Origin of the sequence: Kitasatospora sp. NPDC057542 (assembly GCF_042801945.1) — a bacterium.
In the GTDB taxonomy this organism is placed as follows: domain Bacteria; phylum Actinomycetota; class Actinomycetes; order Streptomycetales; family Streptomycetaceae; genus Kitasatospora.
In genome coordinates this window covers 1-18,598 of sequence record NZ_JBHVFE010000149.1, presented here as the reverse complement: position 1 = coordinate 18,598, position 18,598 = coordinate 1, and the positions used below count along the sequence as shown (strand labels likewise).

Here is an 18,598-nt window from a genome sequence, read left to right as displayed (position 1 = left end):
GGTCCAGGACTTCCGCGGCCGCCCTCCGGTGTTCCGGGGGGTACCCGGTCAGGCGGTGGAGGAGCGGTACTTGCGCACCGCCAGCCACGAGAACACCGCGGTGATCACCACCGACCACATCACCGACACCAGCGCCGCGTGCTCCATCGGCCAGGCACTGTCCACCGGCCCGACCTGGTTGCCGAACAGCACCCGGCAGGCCTGCACGGTGGCGCTGAACGGATTCCAGTACGCGACCTGCTGGAGCCACTCCGGCATCGAGGAGACCGGTACGAAGGCGTTGGAGACGAAGGTCAGCGGGAACAGCCAGATCAGACCGGCCGAGGTGGCCGCCTCGGGGCTGCGCACCGACAGGCCGATCAGCGCTCCGATCCAGGAGAAGGCGTAGCCCAGCAGGAGCAGCAGTGCGAAGGCGCCGAGCGCGTTGAGCACGCCGTCGTGGATCCGCCAGCCGACCAGCAGTGCGACCAGCGCCAGCACGACCAGGATGAACGCGGTCTGGCACAGGTCCGCGAGGGTGCGGCCGACGAGCACCGCCGAACGGGCCATCGGCAGCGAGCGGAACCGGTCCACCAGCCCCTTGCTCATGTCCTCCGCGATGCCCGCCGAGGCACCGGCGACGGCGAAGGTGACGGTCTGCGCGAAGATGCCGGCCATCAGGAACTGGATGTACGTGTCCGAGCTGGAGTCCGTGCCGGGGATCCTGATCGCCCCGCCCATCACGTACGAGAACAGCAGCACGAACATGACCGGCTGCATCAGTCCGAAGACCACGATCTCCGGGATGCGGGTCATCCGGCGCAGGTTGCGCTTGGCAACCACCCAGGAGTCGTGCAGGGAGGCGGCGATCCCCCGGCGCTGCCTGGGTACCGCCCCGCCGATGGCGTGCTCGGTGGCGGTGCTCATCTCAGCTCTCCTTCCCGGCCGCGACGGCCTGCCTGTCCGGACCCGGGCCGTCCGTGCCGCCCGCGCCCCCCTTGTCCTTGTCCTTGCCCTTGCCCCGGCCGCGCGCCCCCGGGGCGGCGCCGTCCTCCTCCTGCTGCTCCTCGGCGACGCGGCCGGTGAGGGTGAGGAAGACGTCGTCCAGGGTCGGGCGGCGCAGCCCGATGTCGTCCATCTCGATCCCGCGGGCGTCCAGTTCGCGGATCGCGTCGGCGAGCACCCGGGCGCCGCCGCTGACCGGCACGGTGATCCGGCGGGTGTTCTTCTCCACCGTCGGTTCGTTCAGCGCGTAGCCGGACAGCGCGGCGACCGCGTCGCCGATCAGGCCGCGCTCGTGCACCACGACCTCGATCCGCTCGCCGCCGATCTGCGCCTTGAGCTGGTCGGCGGTGCCGCGGGCGATCACCCGGCCGTGGTCGACCACCGCGATGTCGTGGGCGAGCCGGTCGGCCTCCTCCAGGTACTGGGTGGTGAGCAGCAGCGTGGTGCCCTGCTCGACCAGCGTCTCGATGACCTCCCAGAGCGCGAGCCGGTTGCGCGGGTCGAGGCCGGTGGTCGGCTCGTCCAGGAACATCACCGGCGGCCGGACGACCAGCGCGGCGGCGAGGTCCAGGCGCCGGCGCATGCCGCCGGAGTAGGTCTTGGCGGTGCGGTCCTTGGCCTCGGTGAGGTTGAACCACTCCAGCAGCTCCAGCGCGCGGGCCTTCGCCGCGCGGTTGCTCATCTGGTAGAGCTCGCCGACCATGGTGAGGTTCTCGAAGCCGGTCAGGTACTCGTCGACCGCCGCGTACTGACCGGACAGGCCGATCAGGCTGCGGACCTTGTTCGGGTGCTTGAGCACGTCGACCCCGGCGACCACGGCGCGGCCGGAGTCGGGTCGCAGCAGGGTGGTGAGCACCCGAACGGTGGTGGTCTTCCCGGCGCCGTTGGGGCCGAGCAGCCCGAGCACCGTGCCCTCCGGGACGTCGAGACTGACACCGTCCAGAGCTCGTACGTCGCCGAAGGTCTTCACCAGGTTCTCGGCTTGGATGGCTGGCGCCATGGCCTTGCCTCATCTCCTCGAACGTATGGGGCGATCCGTCCCACTCCGCCCTGTTTTCGGGCACGCGAGTGACTCGCTTCTCGACGCGTGGGAACACGAACGCGATGTATCGCGAGTCTCGCAGTACGCGATATATCGCGTCAAGGGACGGGGGTCAGCCGGAAACCACGTAGCCCGCGTCCCGCAACTCCCCGACCACCAGCGCGCAGTGCTCCGGCCCCTTGGTCTCCAGGTGCAGGTCCACCTCGACCTCGGTCAGCCCCAGCCGCGGGTCGATCCGCACGTGCGCCACGTCCAGCACGTTGGCGTCCACCCTGGTCAGCACGCCCAGCAGGTCCGCCAGCGCACCCGGCTTGTCCGCCAGCCGCACCCGCAGCGACAGGTAGCGCCCGGCCGCCGCCAGCCCGTGCCGCAGCACCCGCTGCATCAGCTGCGGGTCGATGTTGCCGCCGGACAGCACCGCCACCACCGGGCCCTCGAAGGAGTCCGGCTGTTCCAGCAGCGCCGCGATCGGGGCCGCCCCGGCCGGCTCGACCACCAGCTTCAGCCGCTCCAGCCCCAGCAGCAGCGCCCGCGACAGCGCATCCTCGGAGACCGTGCGGATGCCGTCCGCCAGCACGTTGACCACCTCGAACGGAATGTCGCCGGGGCGCCCGACCATGATCCCGTCCGCCATGGTGGCGAAGCGCTCCAGCGACACCGGCCGCCCGGCCGCCAGCGAGGGCGGGTACGCGGCCGCGCCGGCCGCCTGCACCCCGATCACCCGCACGTCCGGCCGCAGCGGCTTGACCGCCGCCGCGATCCCGGCCAGCAGCCCGCCGCCGCCCACCGCGACCAGGATGGTCCGCACCTCGGGGCACTGCTCCAGGATCTCCAGCCCGACGGTCGCCTGACCGATGACCACGTCCCAGTGGTCGAAGGGGTGGATGAACACCGCGCCGGTCGCCTCCGCGTACCGCTGAGCGGCCTGGAGCGCCTCGTCCACGGTGGCGCCGTGCAGCCGCACCTCGGCGCCGTACTCACGGGTGGCCGCGACCTTCGGCAGCGGCGCCGAGACCGGCATGAACACCGTGGAGTGCACACCCAGCAGCGCGGCCGCCAGCGCCACTCCCTGGGCGTGGTTCCCGGCGCTCGCCGCCACCACCCCGCCGGCCCGCTGCACCGGGGAGAGTCCCGCGATCCGCACGTACGCCCCGCGCAGCTTGAAGGACCCGGTGCGCTGGAGGTTCTCGCACTTCAGGTGGACCGGCGTGCCGATCAGCCCGGAGAGGTGCCGGCTGCCCTCCATCGGGGTCACCCGGGCGACCCCGGCGAGTATCTTCTGGGCGCCGCGGACGTCGTCGAGGGTGATCGGCCAGTTATGCATGGCGTCAGACTACGGGCGCGGGCGGCGGCAATCCGGGATGCCGGGCCTGTTCCCGGGCCCGCCCGGCCCGCGTACGCTGCTGCTTCTGAGCCTCCCTCACCGCACGACGATCGTGAGCCGCGATGACGACGACCTCGCCCCAGGCCACCGACCGCACCGACCCCGTGCACACCCAACTCCAGTACCAGCTAGCGGTGTTCGCACGCCGCATGGAGCAGGTCCGAACCTCCGGCGGCGGGGTCGGGGCGCTGGACCGGGCCGCCTACCTGCTGCTCGACCGGCTGGAGCGGCACGGACCGGCCAACGTCAAGGCGCTGGCCGAGGCGCTGGGCGTGGACTCCTCCACGGTGACCCGCCAGGTCGCCCCGCTGGTCGCGGCCGGGCTGGTCGGCCGGGTGCAGGACCCGGCCGACCGCCGCGCCGTACGGCTCGCGCTGACCTCGCACGGCGCCGGCCGGCTCAGCGAAGTCCGGGACGGCCGGGCCGAGTTGACCCGCCGCCTGGTGGCCGGCTGGCCGCCGGAGGAGCAGCGCGTGTTCTGCGCCCTGCTGGCCCGTTTCAACCACGCGATGGAGTCGTACACGGCGGACCAGCAGGGGCAGTGAGGGGCCGCGGGGCCCCCGACGGCCTCAGCCCAGCGACTGCTTGAGGTCGGCCAGCAGGTCGTCGATCGACTCGATGCCGACCGAGACGCGCACCAGGTCCGACGGCACCTCCAGCGGCGAGCCGGCCGCCGAGGCGTGGGTCATCCGGCCCGGGTGCTCGATCAGCGACTCGACACCGCCGAGCGACTCGCCGAGGGTGAACAGCTGCGCGCGGTTGCAGACCTCGACGGCAGCCTCCTCGCCGCCGGCGACCCGGAACGAGACCATGCCGCCGAAGGCCTTCATCTGCTTGGCCGCGATGTCGTGGCCGGGGTGCTCGGGCAGGCCCGGGTAGAGCACCTGGCTGACCTTCGGGTGGCTCGCCAGCAGCTCGGCGACCTTCTCCGCGTTGGCGCTGTGCCGGTCCATCCGGACACCCAGCGTCTTGATGCCGCGCAGCACCAGCCAGGCGTCGAACGGGCCGGAGACGGCGCCCATCGCGTTCTGGTGGTACGCGACCTCCTCGCCGAGGCCCGCGTCGGCCAGCACCAGCGCACCGCCGACCACGTCCGAGTGGCCGCCCATGTACTTGGTGGTGGAGTGCACGACCGCGTCCGCGCCGAGCGAGATCGGCTGCTGGAGGTACGGGCTGGCGAAGGTGTTGTCGACCACCAGCAGCGCGCCGGCGCCGTGCGCGAGCTCGGCCAGCGCGGCCAGGTCGGTGATGCCCAGCAGCGGGTTGGACGGCGTCTCCACCCACACCGCACGGGTGTTGGGGCGCAGCGCCTCGCGGACGGTGGCCAGGTCCTGGGTGTTGGCGACGGAGAACTCGACGCCCCAGCGGGTCAGCACCTTGGCGAACAGCCGGAAGGTGCCGCCGTAGGCGTCGTTGGGGATCACGATGTGGTCACCCGGCTTGAGGATGGTGCGCAGCAGGGTGTCCTCGGCGGCCAGGCCGGAGGCGAAGGCGAGGCCGCGGGCGCCGCCCTCCAGCGCCGCGAGGCACTCCTCCAGCGCGGTGCGGGTCGGGTTGGCGCTGCGGCTGTACTCGTAGCCGCCCCGCAGGCCCCCCACCCCGTCCTGCTTGTAGGTGGACACCTGGTAGATCGGCGTGACGACGGCCCCGGTCTGGGGGTCTGCTTCCTGACCCGCGTGGATGGCGAGGGTCTCGAAGCCCTGAGGAAGCTGGTGCTGGGTCATGGGTCCGAGCCTAGTGTGCGAATGCCGTCAAGCCCGCACGAACCGGAAACCGGTACGAACCCGCAGGTGGGAGCGGGGGTGCGGCGGGCCGAAACCTCGGTGCGCCGAGCCCCTGGCGACCGCTACGATCTCCACCCGTCGTACACATGTTCACCATGCAACAGTCGCGCGCCGCCCTGCCGTCGCGCCCCCGGGGAGGATCACCGCATGGGCGCGCCCCAGCGTTCCACCGGCATGAGCACATCCATCCGAGCCGTCACGGCCGTGGCCCTGCTCGTCGGCTTCTACCTGCTCGCCGCCGGCATCGTCGTGGGCCTGCTCGCCCTCGACATCGCCCTGTACCAGGCGTCGGACCACATGCGCCCGGGTCTGTTCAAGATCTGGGCGCTGACCGCCGTCATCGCCTACCCGGTGGTCCGGGTGGTGTTCCTGACCCGCCGCCGCAAGGACGACGGCGAGGTGCCCGGCGTGCTCCTCACCCGCGAGCAGCAGCCCGCCCTCTGGGCCGTGGTCGACCGGATCTCCGAACGGACCGGCGTCCGCGGACCGGCCGAGATCCGGCTCGTGCCCGAGGTCAACGCGGGCGTGTACGAGGAGGCCAGGATGCTCGGCCTGGTCCCCGGCAAGCGGCACCTGGTCATCGGCGCCCCGCTGCTGATCGGCCTCACCGAGGGCGAGCTGGAGTCCGTGCTGGCCCACGAGTTCGGCCACTACAGCAACCGGGACGTCCGGCTGGCCGCCGTCACGGTGGCCGGCCGCCGCGCCGTCCTGCACACCATCGGGGGGCTCCACCAGCGCGCCGACCAGCACCAGGCCACGGAGGCCGCCAAGCTGGCCGCCAAGGCCGAGAAGCGGCTGGCCAAGGGTCGCAAGCCGTCCGGCGAGCAGGCCTCCGGCGGCGTCGACCGGGTGCTCGCCAAGCTCTTCACCCTCTACGCCAAGCTCTACTTCCGGGTCTCCGAGGCGGTCGGCCGCCGCCAGGAGTACGCGGCCGACCGGGTCGCCGCCCAGATCGCCGGCCGGGACGCCACCGCCGCGGCGCTCCGCAAGATTCCGGTGCTGGACTCCGCGCAGGACTTCTACCTTGGCCGCTACGCCACCCTCGGCTGGGACGCGGGCCTGCTCCCGCCGCCCGGCCAGGTCTACGGCGGCCTGGCCCACCTGCTGACCGACCCGAAGCGCCGGCAGGAACTCGCCGAGTACGCGCTCGAACTGCCCGAGGAGCAGCCCGACCCGTACGACTCGCACCCGCCGATCGACCGCCGGGTCGCCGCGATCGAGGCGCTGCCCGACGACGGACGCGGCCCCGGTGCCGCCGGCCCGGCCCTCGCCCTGCTGCACGACGCCGAGCGGGTGCTGACCGAGCTGGAGGTCGTCTCCCTGATCCCCGAGGCGGCCGGCAAGCAGCGGGTCGAATGGCCCGAGCTGGTCCGCGGGGCGATGCTGTCGCACGCCCGCGAGGCGGCCGCCCCGGCGTACCGGGCGCTGACCGAACTGGGCCTGCGGCCCACCGTCCACGGCCTGCTCGACGCCGTCGACGCCGGCCGGGCCTGGGAGTTCACCGACCGGCTGCCGAAGAGCGAGGAGGCCGCCGCGGCCACCGGCCGGGCCGCCCGCGAGTTCGCCCGCCCGGTGCTGCGCGAGGAACTGGCGCACGCCACCGTCGTCACGCTGGCCGACGCCGGCCTGGCCCGCTGGGAGCTCTCCTGGTCCGGACCGGCCGAGCTCCACCTGCCGGACGCCTTCGAGGACGGCTTCGGGGCGGCCCTCGACGCCGCCTGCGCGGACACCGCGGACACCGCGCCACTGCGCGCGCTGCTCGCCGGGGCCGGCCTCCCGGCCGCCTGACCACCTGACCACCTGACCACCTGACCCCGTCCACGCGCGGAAGGAGCTCCCTTGATCGGCATCATCGTGCTCGTCGTCGTCGGCCTCGCCCTGCTGTTCCCGGTCGTCATGACCCGGCTGGCCAAGCGCAAGCTGGCGCAGCTGGAACGGGCCAAGGCGACCATCGCCCGCCACGAGGCGCGGCTCGCCGAGGAGAGGCGGGCGGCGAACACCATCACCCCGGCCGACCACGGGCTGCTCCTCGGCAAGGATCTGGTCCTGGACGGCGAGCCCGAACCCGACGAGGCGGCCGCGCTCACCGCCGCGAAGTCGGGCGACTGGCGGCCGGCCGCCGCGTACCTGGCCGTGGACGCCGTCCCCGACGTCCGCTGGCGGCGGCAGCGCGCGCTGGCCGAGCTGGCGGCCGAGGACGACACCTGGCTGCGTGCCTGGCGGGCGGAGCGGCCGGACGACCCGACCGCCGCGCTGGTGCACCTGGACGCCCTGGTCTTCCTGGCCTGGAAGATCCGCACCGGCGCGGCGGCCAGCCAGGTCAGCCGCGAGCAGGCCGAGGGCTTCCACCGGGTCCTGCGGGAGGCCGAGGAGTTCGCCGCGGAGGCGGTCGCGCTTGCCCCCGACGACGACCCCAACCCGTGGGTCGCCCAGATCTCCATCGCCATGGGCCTCGGCTGGTCCAACGACCGCTTCCGGCAGCTCTGGGCCGAGGTCACGAAGCGCGATCCGCACCACTGGGCGGCGCACAACCGGGCGCTGCAGTACTGGTGCGACAAGTGGCGCGGCAGCCACGAGCTGATGCACGGGTTCATCGACAGGGCGATCGCCGCCGCTCCGGCCGGCAGCCTGCTCGCGCCGATGAAGCTGGAGGCGTACTACGAGCGGTTCGTCCGGGACGGGGAGGCACTCATCGCCTGGGAGCGCCCGGAGGTCGGCGCCGCCCTGGACAAGGCGCTCGCCGACCTCGCGGCCGCCGATCCGGACCACCCGCGCATCCGGTACGCCCGGGGCTGGCTTGCCTTCGCACTGACCCGGGCCGATCGGTTCACCGAGGCGCTGGCGCAGTACCAGGCACTGGGCGAGTACATCCCGCAGCCGTTCACCAGCCGCCAGGACCCCCGGCAGTTCTTCATCGACCTGCGGATCCAGGCTGTCAAGGGCGCCGTCGCGGCGAAGGAGTCCGCGCAACAGCAGGCCTGACCGCCCCGCGCACGGCCCGCGGCCGCTCCCGGAATCCGGGAGCGGCCGTTCGCGTTGGAGACTGCGCCAGGATTCCCGACCCGCTGGAGCAGGCCGTGCTGTTCAACCGCCACAAGACCTCGCTCGTCCCCGCCGACCAGGCGCTGCCCGGTCGACCGAGCCCGGCCTTCACCCTGACCGAGCCGCACACCGTGCTCGGGCACCCGCTGACCGGTCCGTACCCGCAGGGCCTGGAGGTGGCCGACTTCGGACTGGGCTGCTTCTGGGGCGCCGAGCGCACCTTCTGGCGGCTGCCCGGCGTCTGGACGACGCTGGTCGGCTACCAGGGCGGCCACACCCCCAACCCGACGTACGAGGAGGTGTGCAGCGGGCTGACCGGGCACACCGAGGCGGTCCGGGTGGTGTACGACCCGGCGGTGATCTCCTACGAGCGCCTGCTGAAGACCTTCTGGGAGGCGCACGACCCGACCCAGGGCAACCGCCAGGGCAACGACGTGGGCACCCAGTACCGCTCCGCCGTCTACACCCACTCCCCCGCCCAGGCCGAGGCCGCGGCGGCCACCCGGGACGCGTTCCAGCCGTCCCTGACCGCGCTCGGTTACGGCCCGATCACCACCGAGATCGCCCCGGCGGGCCCGTTCTTCCCGGCCGAGCCGTACCACCAGCAGTACCTGTCGGAGGCCAAGAACCCCAACGGGTACTGCGGTCTCGGCGGCACCGGCGCCTCCTGCCCGATCGGCGTGGCCCGCACCGAGGGCTGACCTCCCTCCACGTGAAGCCGATCGCCAGGACCGACAGCTGCCAGGGCGCCCACGCCGGGTACGTGGTCTCCGCCCGGACACGACGCCTGGGCGCTGGGCCCGGAGCCCTGTGCGATCGTCGAGTGGCAGGGCTTCGCGGACTACGCGAGGCGGTGAGCCGGGCGGCTCAGAGTACGGCGGGCGGCTGCTCCTTGAGGCCGTTCGCCGTGTGGCCGGCGCTACCGGCCAGCAGCCTGCCGTCGGCGTCGTAGGCCCCGACGGCGGGAACCATGGCACCTGGCTGGGGGTCGCCGGGCGGCAGGGCCGCGTAGTAGCCGACCCAGCGCTCCATGCCCGGCGTGGTGAGCAGGGTGGCGAGGGTGGGCCTGCCACCCACGAAGACCACGATCCGGGCCGGGGTCGGGCCCACGTAGTAGCTGTACGCGATGACGCTGTCCGACGTGTCGTTGAACTGCATGGCGATGCCGGGCCGGTCGTGCGGCACGTCGGGGGCGGCGGGAACGTTGGTGCACGCCTTGCCCGAGTAGGCGCCGGTCGTCGGGTCGATGGTGTCCTGGCAGCTCTCGGTCGGGGTCACCGACACCCGGATCTTGGGGGCCAGCTCGACCTTCTCCCCGGCGGCGACCCGCTTCACCGGCGAGAGCGGCAACGGGGCCGGGGTCGGAAACCGGTCGGTGGGGTAGACGGGGGTGGCGGTCGGGGTGAGGGGCGCCGACCCTGCCGTCAGCGCTCCGGCCGAGGGGGTCATCGCCGCCCCCGCCTCGCCCGCGACCTGCCCGACGCGCCGGGCGTTGCCGGCCGTCACCGCCGTCGCCCCGCAGACCAGGGCCACCGCGACCACGACCGCCCCGGTCCCCGCTCTGCGCCTGGCCCGGCGGCGCCGGGCGGCGGCGATGATCGGCACCGGGTCCGGCCCGCTCGCATACGGGTCCTCGTCCTTGAGCAGCCGGCCCAGCCGGTTCTCGAAGCTCATACCGTCACCTCGATGTGCGTCGTGGAACCCGCCACCCCGCCGGAGCGGTCGGCGAGTTGGGGCAGTGCGCGCAGCTTCGACATCGCCCGGTGCAACGTGCTCTTCACCGTGCCCTGGGCGATGCCCAGTTCGGCCGCGACGGCGGCCTCGGTGAGGTCCCCGTAGTACCGCAGCACGACGACCGTCCGCTCCCGGCGGGTGAGGGTGCCCAGCGCCTGGTGCAGCAGGGCCCGTTCGGCCTGCCGTTCGGCGAGGTCCTCGGCGAGCGGCCGGTCGGGGGTGTGCTCGGTGGGCAGCTCGTGGTTGCGCAGCCGGCGCCACCAGTCGCGGTGCTGGTTGACCACGATCCGGCGGACGTACGCACTCGGGTCGTCCCCGGTGATCCGGTGCCAGTTCAGGTAGGCCCGCTCCAGCGCGGACTGCACGATGTCCTTCGCCCGGTCCGGGTCGCCGGTCAGCAGCTCGGCCAGCCTCAGCAGTTGGCGACCGCTCCCGGCGACGAACGCGCTGAACTCGGCGTCCTGGCGCTGTCTCTGCTCGCGTTTCACACCCGTCCTACTCCTCGGGCGGACCGCGAGGTTCGGTCCGCCCGGAAAGTTTCTCCGACTGGGGTGCGGAGCCGGGTCAGACGGCGCTGCCGGCCTTCCAGGCGGCCCAGCCCATGTTCCAGCCGTTCAGGCCGTTGTCCGGGGCCACCGTCTTGTCACCGGAGTTCACGACCTCGACCACGTCGCCGACCATCGAGGACTTGTAGAACTTGTAGCCGTCCGTACCGCTGTCCTGGGCGCCCTGGGCGTCCCGGAGACCGATGCAGCCGTGGCTGGTGTTCTGGCCGCCGAAGATCGACGGCGAGGACCAGTAGTTGCCGTGGATGAAGGTGCCCGAGGTGCTGAGGCGCTGGGCGTGCGGCACGTCCGCGATGTCGTACTCGCTGCCCAGGTTGACGGTCTGCGAGTTCATCCGGGTCTGGGCGTACTGCTCGGAGATCACCATCTTGCCGCCCCAGGTGGTGTGCTCGGGCGAGCCGCCGGAGATCTTGTAGACCGCGCTGACCTGGCCGTCGGTGGTGACGGTGAGCTTCTTGGTTGCGAGGTCGGCGACGCTGGTCTGGGCGCGGCCGATGGTGAAGCTGACGTCCTTGGACTGGGTGCCGTACACGCCCTTGGCGCCCTCGACGTCCTTGAGCCGGAGCTTGAGGGTGACCTTGGTGCCCTTGGCCCAGTACTCCTGGGGCCGGAAGTCGAGACGGGTGCTGGAGAACCAGTGGCCGACGATCTCGACGCCCGGCTCGGCTATCACCGTGATCGCCTGCTGGACGCTCTTGCGGTCGGTGATCGGCTTGCTGAAGTTGATCGAGACCGGCATGCCGACGCCGACCGTCGAGCCGTCCTCGGGGGTGAAGTACCCGACGAAGGTGTTGGCCGGGGTCGCCGTGGTGAAGACGGCGTTGGAGTCCGCCTCCAGCTTGTCCTTGTCGAGGGCGGTGGCGGCGACGGTGTACTTGGTACCGCTGGCGGGGGCGGCGGCCGAGGTCCAGCCGGTGCCGTCGGCGGAGAGCTGGCCGGCCAGCTCCTTGCCGGTGGTGTCGGTGACCTTGACGCTGCTCAGGGTGCCGTTGGCGACGGTGACCTTGACCGGCTCGCTGAAGCTCGCCGAGGCGGTGCCGTCGGCCGGGACGACCGTGATGACCGCGGCCGAGGTCTTCGGGGCGCTGCTGCTCGCACCGCCGGAGCCCGGGGTGCCGCTCGCGCCGCCGGCGCCGCTGCCACCGGTGTCACTGCTGCTGGCGCTGCTGTTGTCGTTGCAGGCCGCCAGCAGCAGGACGGGCGCTCCGATCAGTCCCGCGAGGACTCCGCGCCGGCTCCAGTTGCTTCCGGCCGCCCGCCCCTGACCGTCCCGTGCCGTCACGTCGCGTCTCCCTGTAGATCATCCCGGGCATTACGGATACAGAAACGCAATCCGCCCGTTCACGGTTCCATCACCGAAGGGTAAGCGATCGTATGAGATGACCCAACTTCCCGATGAACAGGGACAAAACGCCCGGCCCGCAGGGCGGACCGGGCGTTCACGGGCGGTGACGGCGGACGCCGTCACCCGGTGGTTCCGTCCTACTCGGCGGAGTCTTCCACCCGGTACTCGTCCCACTCCTCGTCGTCCGGGTCGAACTCGGTCTGCGCCGACTCCCAGGTCGCCGAGGCGAGCTCCACCCCGGGCACCTCGCCGAGCAGCGCGACGGGGTCGATGAAGTGGGCGAGCGAACCCGACGGGTCCACCTCGATGGCCTCGACGGACTGGGCGCGCTCCTCGTCGTCGAGGTACTCGTCCGCGGTGACGGCCTCCAGGGCGGCCGCCTTGAGCGCGCCCTCGTCGGTGATCTCCGCGATGAGCTCGATCTTGACCCGGACGTAGCGCGGGGCGTCCTGGTCGGTCGTTTCAGTGCTGGTCATGCGTGCGAGCGTACGGGACGGTCACGCCCGGCGTGGCGCACGGGCAGCCGCCCGGAGCACGCCCCCACGCGCCCGGCACGAACAAGCCCGGACGGCGCGAACGGAAGGGGCCGGCCCCTCGGAGAAGGACCGGCCCCACCGTTCCCCGCGCGGACTCCCCCACCCGGGAGCCGCGGGGACACGCGCCGTGCGGCGCGGTGCTGCCGCGGGAGCCGCCGCACCCTGTCAGCCGGCCGGGGCCGGGCAGGGGCGGGACGACGGCGCCTCCCACGGCGGGAGGACACGGCGGCCGGGTCAGGGCCGCCCGACGTGTCCGGAGCCGACCGCGGTCGCCGGGGAGCCGCTCCCGGACGGTTGCCGTCGCCTCACTCGGCGTCCTGCCGTTGACGACCACGATGCCCGAGCCTTGTTAACCACATGCTGCGGACAGGTGACGCCGGTGTACCACTTCCCCCGTGGACGAATCCTCCGCATCCTCCCGCGGAAGGGCGGCAGCGCCGGTGACGCCGTGTCAGTGCTGGCCGCGGCCGGTCAGGAAGCCCAGCAGGTCCTGGCGGCTGACGATGCCCTGGGGCTTGCCCTCGACCAGCACGACGGCCGCGTCGGCCTTCTCCAGCACGGTCATCAGGTTGGTGACGGTCTCGCCCGAGCCGACCACCGGCAGCGGCTTGGACATCACCTTGTCCAGCGTGTCGGTGAGCTCGATCTCCTTGGCGAAGATGCCCTCCAGCAGCAGCTTCTCCACCACCGAGCCGATCACCTCGCCGGCCATGATGTCCGGGTGGCCGGCGCCCGGGGAGACCACCGGCATCTGCGAGACGCCGTACTCGCGCAGCACCCGGACCGCCTCGGCGACCGTCTCGTTCGGGTGCATGTGGACGAACTGCGGGACGCCGCCCTGCTCGATGGACTCCTTGCGGGCCAGCACCTCGCCGATGTGCGCCTCGTCGGTGGAGGAGGGCAGGAAGCCGTAGTCGGCCATCCAGTCGTCGTTGAAGATCTTCGACAGGTAGCCGCGGCCGCCGTCCGGCAGCAGCACCACCACGACGTCGTCCGGCCCGAGGTCCTTGGCGACCTCCAGCGCGGCCACCACGGCCATGCCGCAGGAGCCGCCGACCAGCAGGCCCTCCTCCTTGGCCAGGCGGCGGGTCATCTGGAACGAGTCCTTGTCGGAGACGGCGACGATCCGGTCCGCGACGTTGCGGTCGTAGGCGGTCGGCCAGAAGTCCTCACCGACGCCCTCGACCAGGTACGGCCGGCCGGTGCCGCCCGAGTAGACCGAGCCCTCCGGGTCGGCGCCGATCACCTTGACCTTGCCGCCGGAGGCCTCCTTCAGGTAGTTGCCGGTACCGGAGATGGTGCCGCCGGTGCCGACGCCGGCCACGAAGTGGGTGATCCGCCCCTCGGTCTGCTCCCACAGCTCCGGGCCGGTGGAGTGGTAGTGCGAGGCCGGGTTCTCCGGGTTGGAGTACTGGTCCGGCTTCCAGGCGTTCGGGGTCTCCCGGACCAGGCGGTCGGAGACGTTGTAGTACGAGTCCGGGTGCTCCGGGGCGACGGCGGTCGGGCAGACGACCACCTCGGCGCCGTACGCGCGCAGGGTGTTGATCTTGTCGGTCGAGACCTTGTCAGGACAGACGAAGATGCACTTGTAGCCCTTCCGCTGGGCCACGATCGCCAGGCCGACACCGGTGTTGCCGGAGGTCGGCTCGACGATGGTGCCGCCCGGCTTGAGGGCGCCCGAGGCCTCGGCGGCCTCGATCATGCGCATCGCGATGCGGTCCTTGACCGAGCCGCCCGGGTTGAAGTACTCGACCTTCGCCAGCACTGTCGCGCTGATGCCCTCGGTGACCTTGTTCAGCTTGACCAGTGGCGTGTTGCCGACCAGGTCGATGATCGAGTTGTGGTACCGCACGGGGGTCCTCCCGGTCTGTGGGCATGCGAGTGCTTTCGGTACTGCAAAGCCTAGGGCGTGGCACCCGCCCCGCGACTCCCCTCTTGCCCACCTCCCCCAATGGCCCACCCCCACCGGCGCCTCCGGTACTCCCGCCCCGCGCGCGGGTAAGACCGCTGTGCAGGCATTGCCGTGGCCCCGGAGGGCCGTCAGGACCACGTGAAGGGGGCACCGGATGCCAGGGGCACGGGACTCGCGGGCCCGGGTGGCCCGCCGGATCGCCACTGCGGCGGCGTACGGCGGCGGCGGGCTCGGCCTGCTCGGGGTGGGCTTGGTCGGCCTGCTGCTGACCGAGAGCAAACTCGCCGTCCAGGCCATCGGCGCCCTGGAGACCCTCCCGCCCAGGGCGGACGGCGTCTACGGCGAGGCCTTCGCCGACGGCTCCGCCGCCGCGCAGGCCCCGCTCGTGCTGGCCGTCCTCGGCGACTCCACCGGCGCCGGCCTCGGCGTCGCCCGGGCCGGCGAGACCCCGGGCGCGCTGCTGGCCGCCGGCCTCGCCTCGGTGGCCGAACGCCCGGTCCGGCTGGTCAACGTGGCCCGCTCCGGCGGCCGCTCGGCCGACCTCTCCGGCCAGCTGGAGCAGGCGCTGCCGCACCGCCCGGACGTCGCCGTGATCATGGTCGGCGCCAACGACGTGACCCGGCACAGCCCGGCCCAACTGGCCGTCCGTCACCTCGGCGAGGCCGTCGCCGCCCTGCACGCCAACGGCTGCGAGGTGGTCGTGGGAACCTGCCCGGACCTCGGGACGATCAAGCCGGTGCGGCCGCCGCTGCGCTGGGTGGCCCGCCGGCTGAGCCGGCAGTTGGCCGCCGCGCAGACCATCGCGGTGGTGGAGGCGGGCGGCCGGACGGTCTCGCTGGGCTCGCTGCTGGGCCCGGAGTTCGCCGCCCGCCCGGAGATGTTCGCCGCCGACCGCTACCACCCCTCCGCCCAGGGCTACGCGACCGCCGCGATGGCCGTGCTGCCCTCGGTCTGTGCCGCGCTCGGACTCTGGCCGGAGGAGGAGCGCCCGGCCGCGGCCGTCCCGGGCGCCGCGGTGCTGCCGGTCGCCGTGGCCGCCGCGGCGGCGGCCGGGCGGGCGGGCACCGAGGTGGCGGCCGTGCCGGCGGAGGACCCCGGGCGCCGCTGGGCCCAGTTGCGCCACCGGCTGCGGATAGGCCTGCCCGGCCCGGAGAACGGGAAGAAAGCCGGTACGGCCCCCGGCGGGGCCTCCGGGAACACGTCGGCCAGCTCACACCCTGCGGCGGGTGACGCCTGACCTACCAGGCGGTAACTTTCCTCCCGGACGCCAGGTCCGCCGTCACCGAGCGAGGAGCCCGCCATGCCCGAAGCCGTCATCGTCAGCGCCGCCCGTTCGCCGATCGGCCGGGCCTTCAAGGGCTCGCTCAAGGACGTCCGCCCGGACGACCTGACCGCCCACATCATCCAGGCCGCCCTGGCCAAGGTGCCGCAGCTCGACCCGCGCGAGATCGACGACCTGATGCTGGGCTGCGGCCTGCCCGGCGGCGAGCAGGGCCACAACCTGGCCCGCATCGTGGCCGTCCAGATGGGCATGGACTACCTGCCCGGCGCCACCATCACCCGCTACTGCTCCTCCTCGCTCCAGACCACGCGGATGGCACTGCACGCGATCAGGGCGGGCGAGGGCGACGTCTTCGTCTCGGCCGGCGTGGAGACCGTCTCGCGCAGCGTGAACGGCACCTCGGACGGCCTGCCGGGCACCATGAACCCGATCTTCGACGAGGCCCAGGCCCGCACCAAGAAGCGCGCGGAGGAGGGTGGCGGCGAGTGGCACGACCCGCGCGAGGACGGCCTGCTGCCGGACGCCTACATCGCGATGGGCCAGACCGCCGAGAACCTGGCCGCGCTCAAGGGCATCACCCGCGCCGAGCAGGACGAGTTCGGCGTCCGCTCGCAGAACCTCGCCGAGGCCGCCATCAAGGCCGGCTTCTGGGAGCGTGAGATCACCCCGGTGACGCTTCCGGACGGGACCGTGGTCAGCACGGACGACGGCCCGCGCGCCGGCGTCACCCTGGAGGGCGTGGCCGGCCTGAAGCCGGTGTTCCGCCCCGACGGCACCGTGACCGCAGGTAACTGCTGTCCGCTGAACGACGGCGCGGCCGCGCTGGTCATCATGTCCGACACCAAGGCCCGCGAGCTGGGCATCACCCCGCTCGCCCGGGTGGTCTCCACCGGTGTCAGCGCGCTCTCCCCCGAGATCATGGGCTACGGCCCGGTCGAGGCCTCCAAGCAGGCGCTCAGGCGGGCCGGCCTGACCATCGACGACATCGACCTGGTCGAGATCAACGAGGCCTTCGCGGCCCAGGTGATCCCGTCCTACCGCGACCTCGGCGTCGACCTGGACAAGCTGAACGTCAACGGCGGCGCGATCGCGGTCGGCCACCCCTTCGGCATGACCGGCGCCCGGATCACCACCACCCTGATCAACTCCCTGCAGTGGCACGACAAGCAGTTCGGCCTGGAGACCATGTGCGTCGGCGGCGGCCAGGGCATGGCGATGGTCATCGAGCGCCTCAGCTGACCCTCCGGTCACCCTCCGAAGGGTCTGGACCACCCATTTGGAGTGACGCTGCGTAATTGAGGGCCGAATCACACCGCAAGGTCGATCCGGCCCTCTTTTCTGTCGTTTTCGGCCCGGAAATCGACACTGCGGAGCGGATCAACTCCACTGCGTAGAACGGCGTTACCTAACAATTTGGGGACAAGGGCGAAAGTTGCGGATAAATTGGACATTCGCCACTGCGGTAACAGCCCCGCATGCGGCAGTGTGGACACGTAACCCCGTTCCGCTCCTCGCTAGGAGTACGTTCCGTGAGCGCCGTCTACACCATCCTGCTGCTGATCCTGATCACCGTGTCGACCGCCGTGCTGCTCCACCTCCGGGGACTGTCCCGCCGGCTGGACGCGCAGGCCGCGGCCCAGGCCGCGCCCACGCCGGTGGACGAGGCCGCGATACGCCGGGCCGTCACCGAGGCGCTCGCCGCCGACCGCGAGCGGGAGATCACCGAGGCCCGGGCGTTCTGGGCCGAGCAGGAGGCCCGCGCGGCCGAGGACGCGCCGCTGTTCGACTCCCCGTTCTCCGGCACGTTCTCCGGCACCGACGAGTGGCCGCTCTTCTTCCCCCGCCCCACCGGCCCGCAGGACGCCGCCGACAACGCCGGGACGATGGACCCGGAGTTCGGCGAGGCGCTGCGCTCCGCGCTGGAGGACCTGATCAACGAGGGCGGCACCGTCCCCGCCGAGCCCGGCGCCGAGGGCGGCGTGCCGCTGCGCCCCGGCCACCCGGTCGGCGAGACCGCCAAGGACGCCCGGGCCCGCCGCGAGGCCGACCTGCTGGCCACCGGCCTGGAGGCCGGGCTGCTGGACGCCGACCCGGTCGTCGAGGAGGCCCCGGTCGCCGCGCCCGACCCGCGCCGCCACCCCTCGCACCCCGACTTCGTGCCCAGCCAGGCGCCGTCCCGGGAGTGGACCGACGGCCGGCTGGCCGCCCTCGCCGAGGAGGCCGTCGCCCTGATCGACGTCCGCCCGGGCCCGCTGGGCACCCTGGACGTGTACGCGTTCGCCGACGGCACCACCCTCTGTGTGGCCCCGGGCGACCGGGAGGCCGCCTACCGGCTGATCGACGCCGTCCGCGCCGGTGAACACGTCCGGCTGCTCGGCGGCTCGCGCTTCTCCGGCTCGTACTCGCTGACCTTCTCCACCGACGAGGAGGCCGTCTACGTGCTCGCCGACCGGGTGGTCGCCAGCGTCTGACACCAGCTCACCGGCGCGCAGCACGCCGAAGGCCGGCCGGGTCAAGGGGTTACCGACCCGGCCGGCCTTCGCTGTGTGCACGCCCCTGGGGCGTCAGCGGCAGAGCGCCGCCGTCTCCCGCACCGCGGCCACCGCTCCGGCCAGCACCTCGGTCGCCGCCACCGGCCCGTCCGGCAGCGCCACCTCCGCGCCCTGCGGCAGCGCCGCGAGCGCGGCCGCCAGGTCGTGCCCGGCGACGGCCAGCTGGTCCCCCACCGCGAAGGCCCCGGCGTCCGGGAACTCCCGCTGCGGCCCGCCCTCCGTCGCCAGCGCCAGCCCGGCCAGCCGGCGGGCCAGCTCCAGCGCGGCCGCCGCCCGCGAGGCGTACCCGGGCACGGCGCCCAGCAGCTTGCTCTGCGGCAGCGAGCGGAAACGATCCGCCAGGGACTCGACGGCTTCGACCAGGGGCTCTACGTCATGCATGGGTAGGAGCGTAAGCGAGAAAGCCGCCGGGCCCCGGAGCGAGTGGCTCCGGGG

At 72.8% G+C, this 18,598-nt stretch carries 17 protein-coding genes; 7 read left to right on the top strand and 10 right to left on the bottom strand.

Translation table 11 applies throughout. From position 1 onward, the window contains the following. Positions 1-48 precede the first annotated feature (48 nt). The 3 genes from ACFU7Y_RS20125 to ilvA all read right to left on the bottom strand — a co-directional run bounded on the left by ACFU7Y_RS20125 (position 49) and on the right by ilvA (position 3,350). Positions 49-906, bottom strand: coding sequence for an ABC transporter permease (locus ACFU7Y_RS20125; protein WP_224279818.1), 858 nt, complete (start codon positions 904-906; stop codon positions 49-51). Position 907: 1 nt separating this feature from the next. Next, the gene (locus ACFU7Y_RS20120; protein WP_224279816.1) at positions 908-1,984 is read right to left on the bottom strand and encodes an ATP-binding cassette domain-containing protein; all 1,077 of its coding nucleotides are present in this window, start codon (positions 1,982-1,984) and stop codon (positions 908-910) included. A 154-nt stretch (positions 1,985-2,138) separates the two neighbouring features. Further along, positions 2,139-3,350 (bottom strand): threonine ammonia-lyase, encoded by a 1,212-nt coding sequence (ilvA, locus tag ACFU7Y_RS20115; RefSeq protein ID WP_224279813.1) that lies wholly within the window; start codon positions 3,348-3,350, stop codon positions 2,139-2,141. A 122-nt stretch (positions 3,351-3,472) separates the two neighbouring features. Between ilvA and ACFU7Y_RS20110 the strand changes: the two genes are divergently transcribed. After that, complete coding sequence (locus tag ACFU7Y_RS20110) at positions 3,473-3,955, top strand: MarR family winged helix-turn-helix transcriptional regulator (protein WP_224279812.1); 483 nt, start codon at positions 3,473-3,475, stop codon at positions 3,953-3,955. A gap of 24 nt (positions 3,956-3,979) precedes the next feature. Here ACFU7Y_RS20110 and ACFU7Y_RS20105 read toward each other — a convergent pair whose 3' ends face one another. Further along, positions 3,980-5,134: a cystathionine gamma-synthase gene (locus tag ACFU7Y_RS20105; protein ID WP_380769088.1), complete on the bottom strand. Its 1,155-nt coding sequence runs from the start codon at positions 5,132-5,134 to the stop codon at positions 3,980-3,982. 234 nt (positions 5,135-5,368) lie between these two features. Here ACFU7Y_RS20105 and ACFU7Y_RS20100 point away from each other — a divergent pair, with 234 nt between their 5' ends. The 3 genes from ACFU7Y_RS20100 (at position 5,369) to msrA (ending at position 8,937) form a co-directional block, all read left to right on the top strand. Beyond that, positions 5,369-6,982 carry a M48 family metalloprotease gene (locus ACFU7Y_RS20100; RefSeq protein WP_380769086.1) on the top strand — a complete coding sequence of 538 codons (1,614 nt, stop codon included), beginning with the start codon at positions 5,369-5,371 and terminating at the stop codon, positions 6,980-6,982. Positions 6,983-7,033: 51 nt separating this feature from the next. Continuing rightward, the gene (locus tag ACFU7Y_RS20095; protein WP_380769085.1) at positions 7,034-8,176 is read left to right on the top strand and encodes a hypothetical protein; all 1,143 of its coding nucleotides are present in this window, start codon (positions 7,034-7,036) and stop codon (positions 8,174-8,176) included. A gap of 95 nt (positions 8,177-8,271) precedes the next feature. Next, a complete protein-coding gene (gene msrA / locus ACFU7Y_RS20090; protein ID WP_224279797.1) occupies positions 8,272-8,937 on the top strand; it encodes a peptide-methionine (S)-S-oxide reductase MsrA in 666 nt (221 codons plus the stop codon). 166 nt (positions 8,938-9,103) lie between these two features. Here msrA and ACFU7Y_RS20085 read toward each other — a convergent pair whose 3' ends face one another. The 5 genes from ACFU7Y_RS20085 to ACFU7Y_RS20065 form a co-directional block, all read right to left on the bottom strand. After that, on the bottom strand, positions 9,104-9,910 hold the full coding sequence (locus ACFU7Y_RS20085; protein WP_224279790.1) for a hypothetical protein: 807 nt from the start codon (positions 9,908-9,910) through the stop codon (positions 9,104-9,106). Continuing rightward, positions 9,907-10,458: a SigE family RNA polymerase sigma factor gene (locus ACFU7Y_RS20080; protein ID WP_224279788.1), complete on the bottom strand. Its 552-nt coding sequence runs from the start codon at positions 10,456-10,458 to the stop codon at positions 9,907-9,909. Before ACFU7Y_RS20080 ends, ACFU7Y_RS20085 begins: the two co-directional genes overlap by 4 nt. Before the next feature lie 76 nt (positions 10,459-10,534). Further along, positions 10,535-11,818, bottom strand: coding sequence for an Ig-like domain-containing protein (locus tag ACFU7Y_RS20075; protein WP_224279786.1), 1,284 nt, complete (start codon positions 11,816-11,818; stop codon positions 10,535-10,537). Between the two features lie 200 nt (positions 11,819-12,018). Beyond that, positions 12,019-12,357, bottom strand: a complete 339-nt coding sequence (locus ACFU7Y_RS20070) for a hypothetical protein (RefSeq protein ID WP_224279784.1) — start codon at positions 12,355-12,357, stop codon at positions 12,019-12,021. A gap of 511 nt (positions 12,358-12,868) precedes the next feature. Continuing rightward, a complete protein-coding gene (locus tag ACFU7Y_RS20065; protein WP_380769083.1) occupies positions 12,869-14,269 on the bottom strand; it encodes a cystathionine beta-synthase in 1,401 nt (466 codons plus the stop codon). A gap of 214 nt (positions 14,270-14,483) precedes the next feature. Between ACFU7Y_RS20065 and ACFU7Y_RS20060 the strand changes: the two genes are divergently transcribed. From ACFU7Y_RS20060 to ACFU7Y_RS20050, 3 genes are all read left to right on the top strand, one after another. Then, the gene (locus tag ACFU7Y_RS20060; protein ID WP_380769082.1) at positions 14,484-15,566 is read left to right on the top strand and encodes an SGNH/GDSL hydrolase family protein; all 1,083 of its coding nucleotides are present in this window, start codon (positions 14,484-14,486) and stop codon (positions 15,564-15,566) included. Between the two features lie 63 nt (positions 15,567-15,629). Then, positions 15,630-16,850, top strand: coding sequence for an acetyl-CoA C-acetyltransferase (locus ACFU7Y_RS20055; protein WP_224285270.1), 1,221 nt, complete (start codon positions 15,630-15,632; stop codon positions 16,848-16,850). Positions 16,851-17,140: 290 nt separating this feature from the next. Beyond that, positions 17,141-18,082, top strand: coding sequence for a hypothetical protein (locus tag ACFU7Y_RS20050; protein ID WP_380769081.1), 942 nt, complete (start codon positions 17,141-17,143; stop codon positions 18,080-18,082). A 93-nt stretch (positions 18,083-18,175) separates the two neighbouring features. Here ACFU7Y_RS20050 and ACFU7Y_RS20045 read toward each other — a convergent pair whose 3' ends face one another. Beyond that, the gene (locus ACFU7Y_RS20045; RefSeq protein ID WP_380769079.1) at positions 18,176-18,544 is read right to left on the bottom strand and encodes a hypothetical protein; all 369 of its coding nucleotides are present in this window, start codon (positions 18,542-18,544) and stop codon (positions 18,176-18,178) included. Between the last annotated feature and the right edge of the window lie 54 nt (positions 18,545-18,598).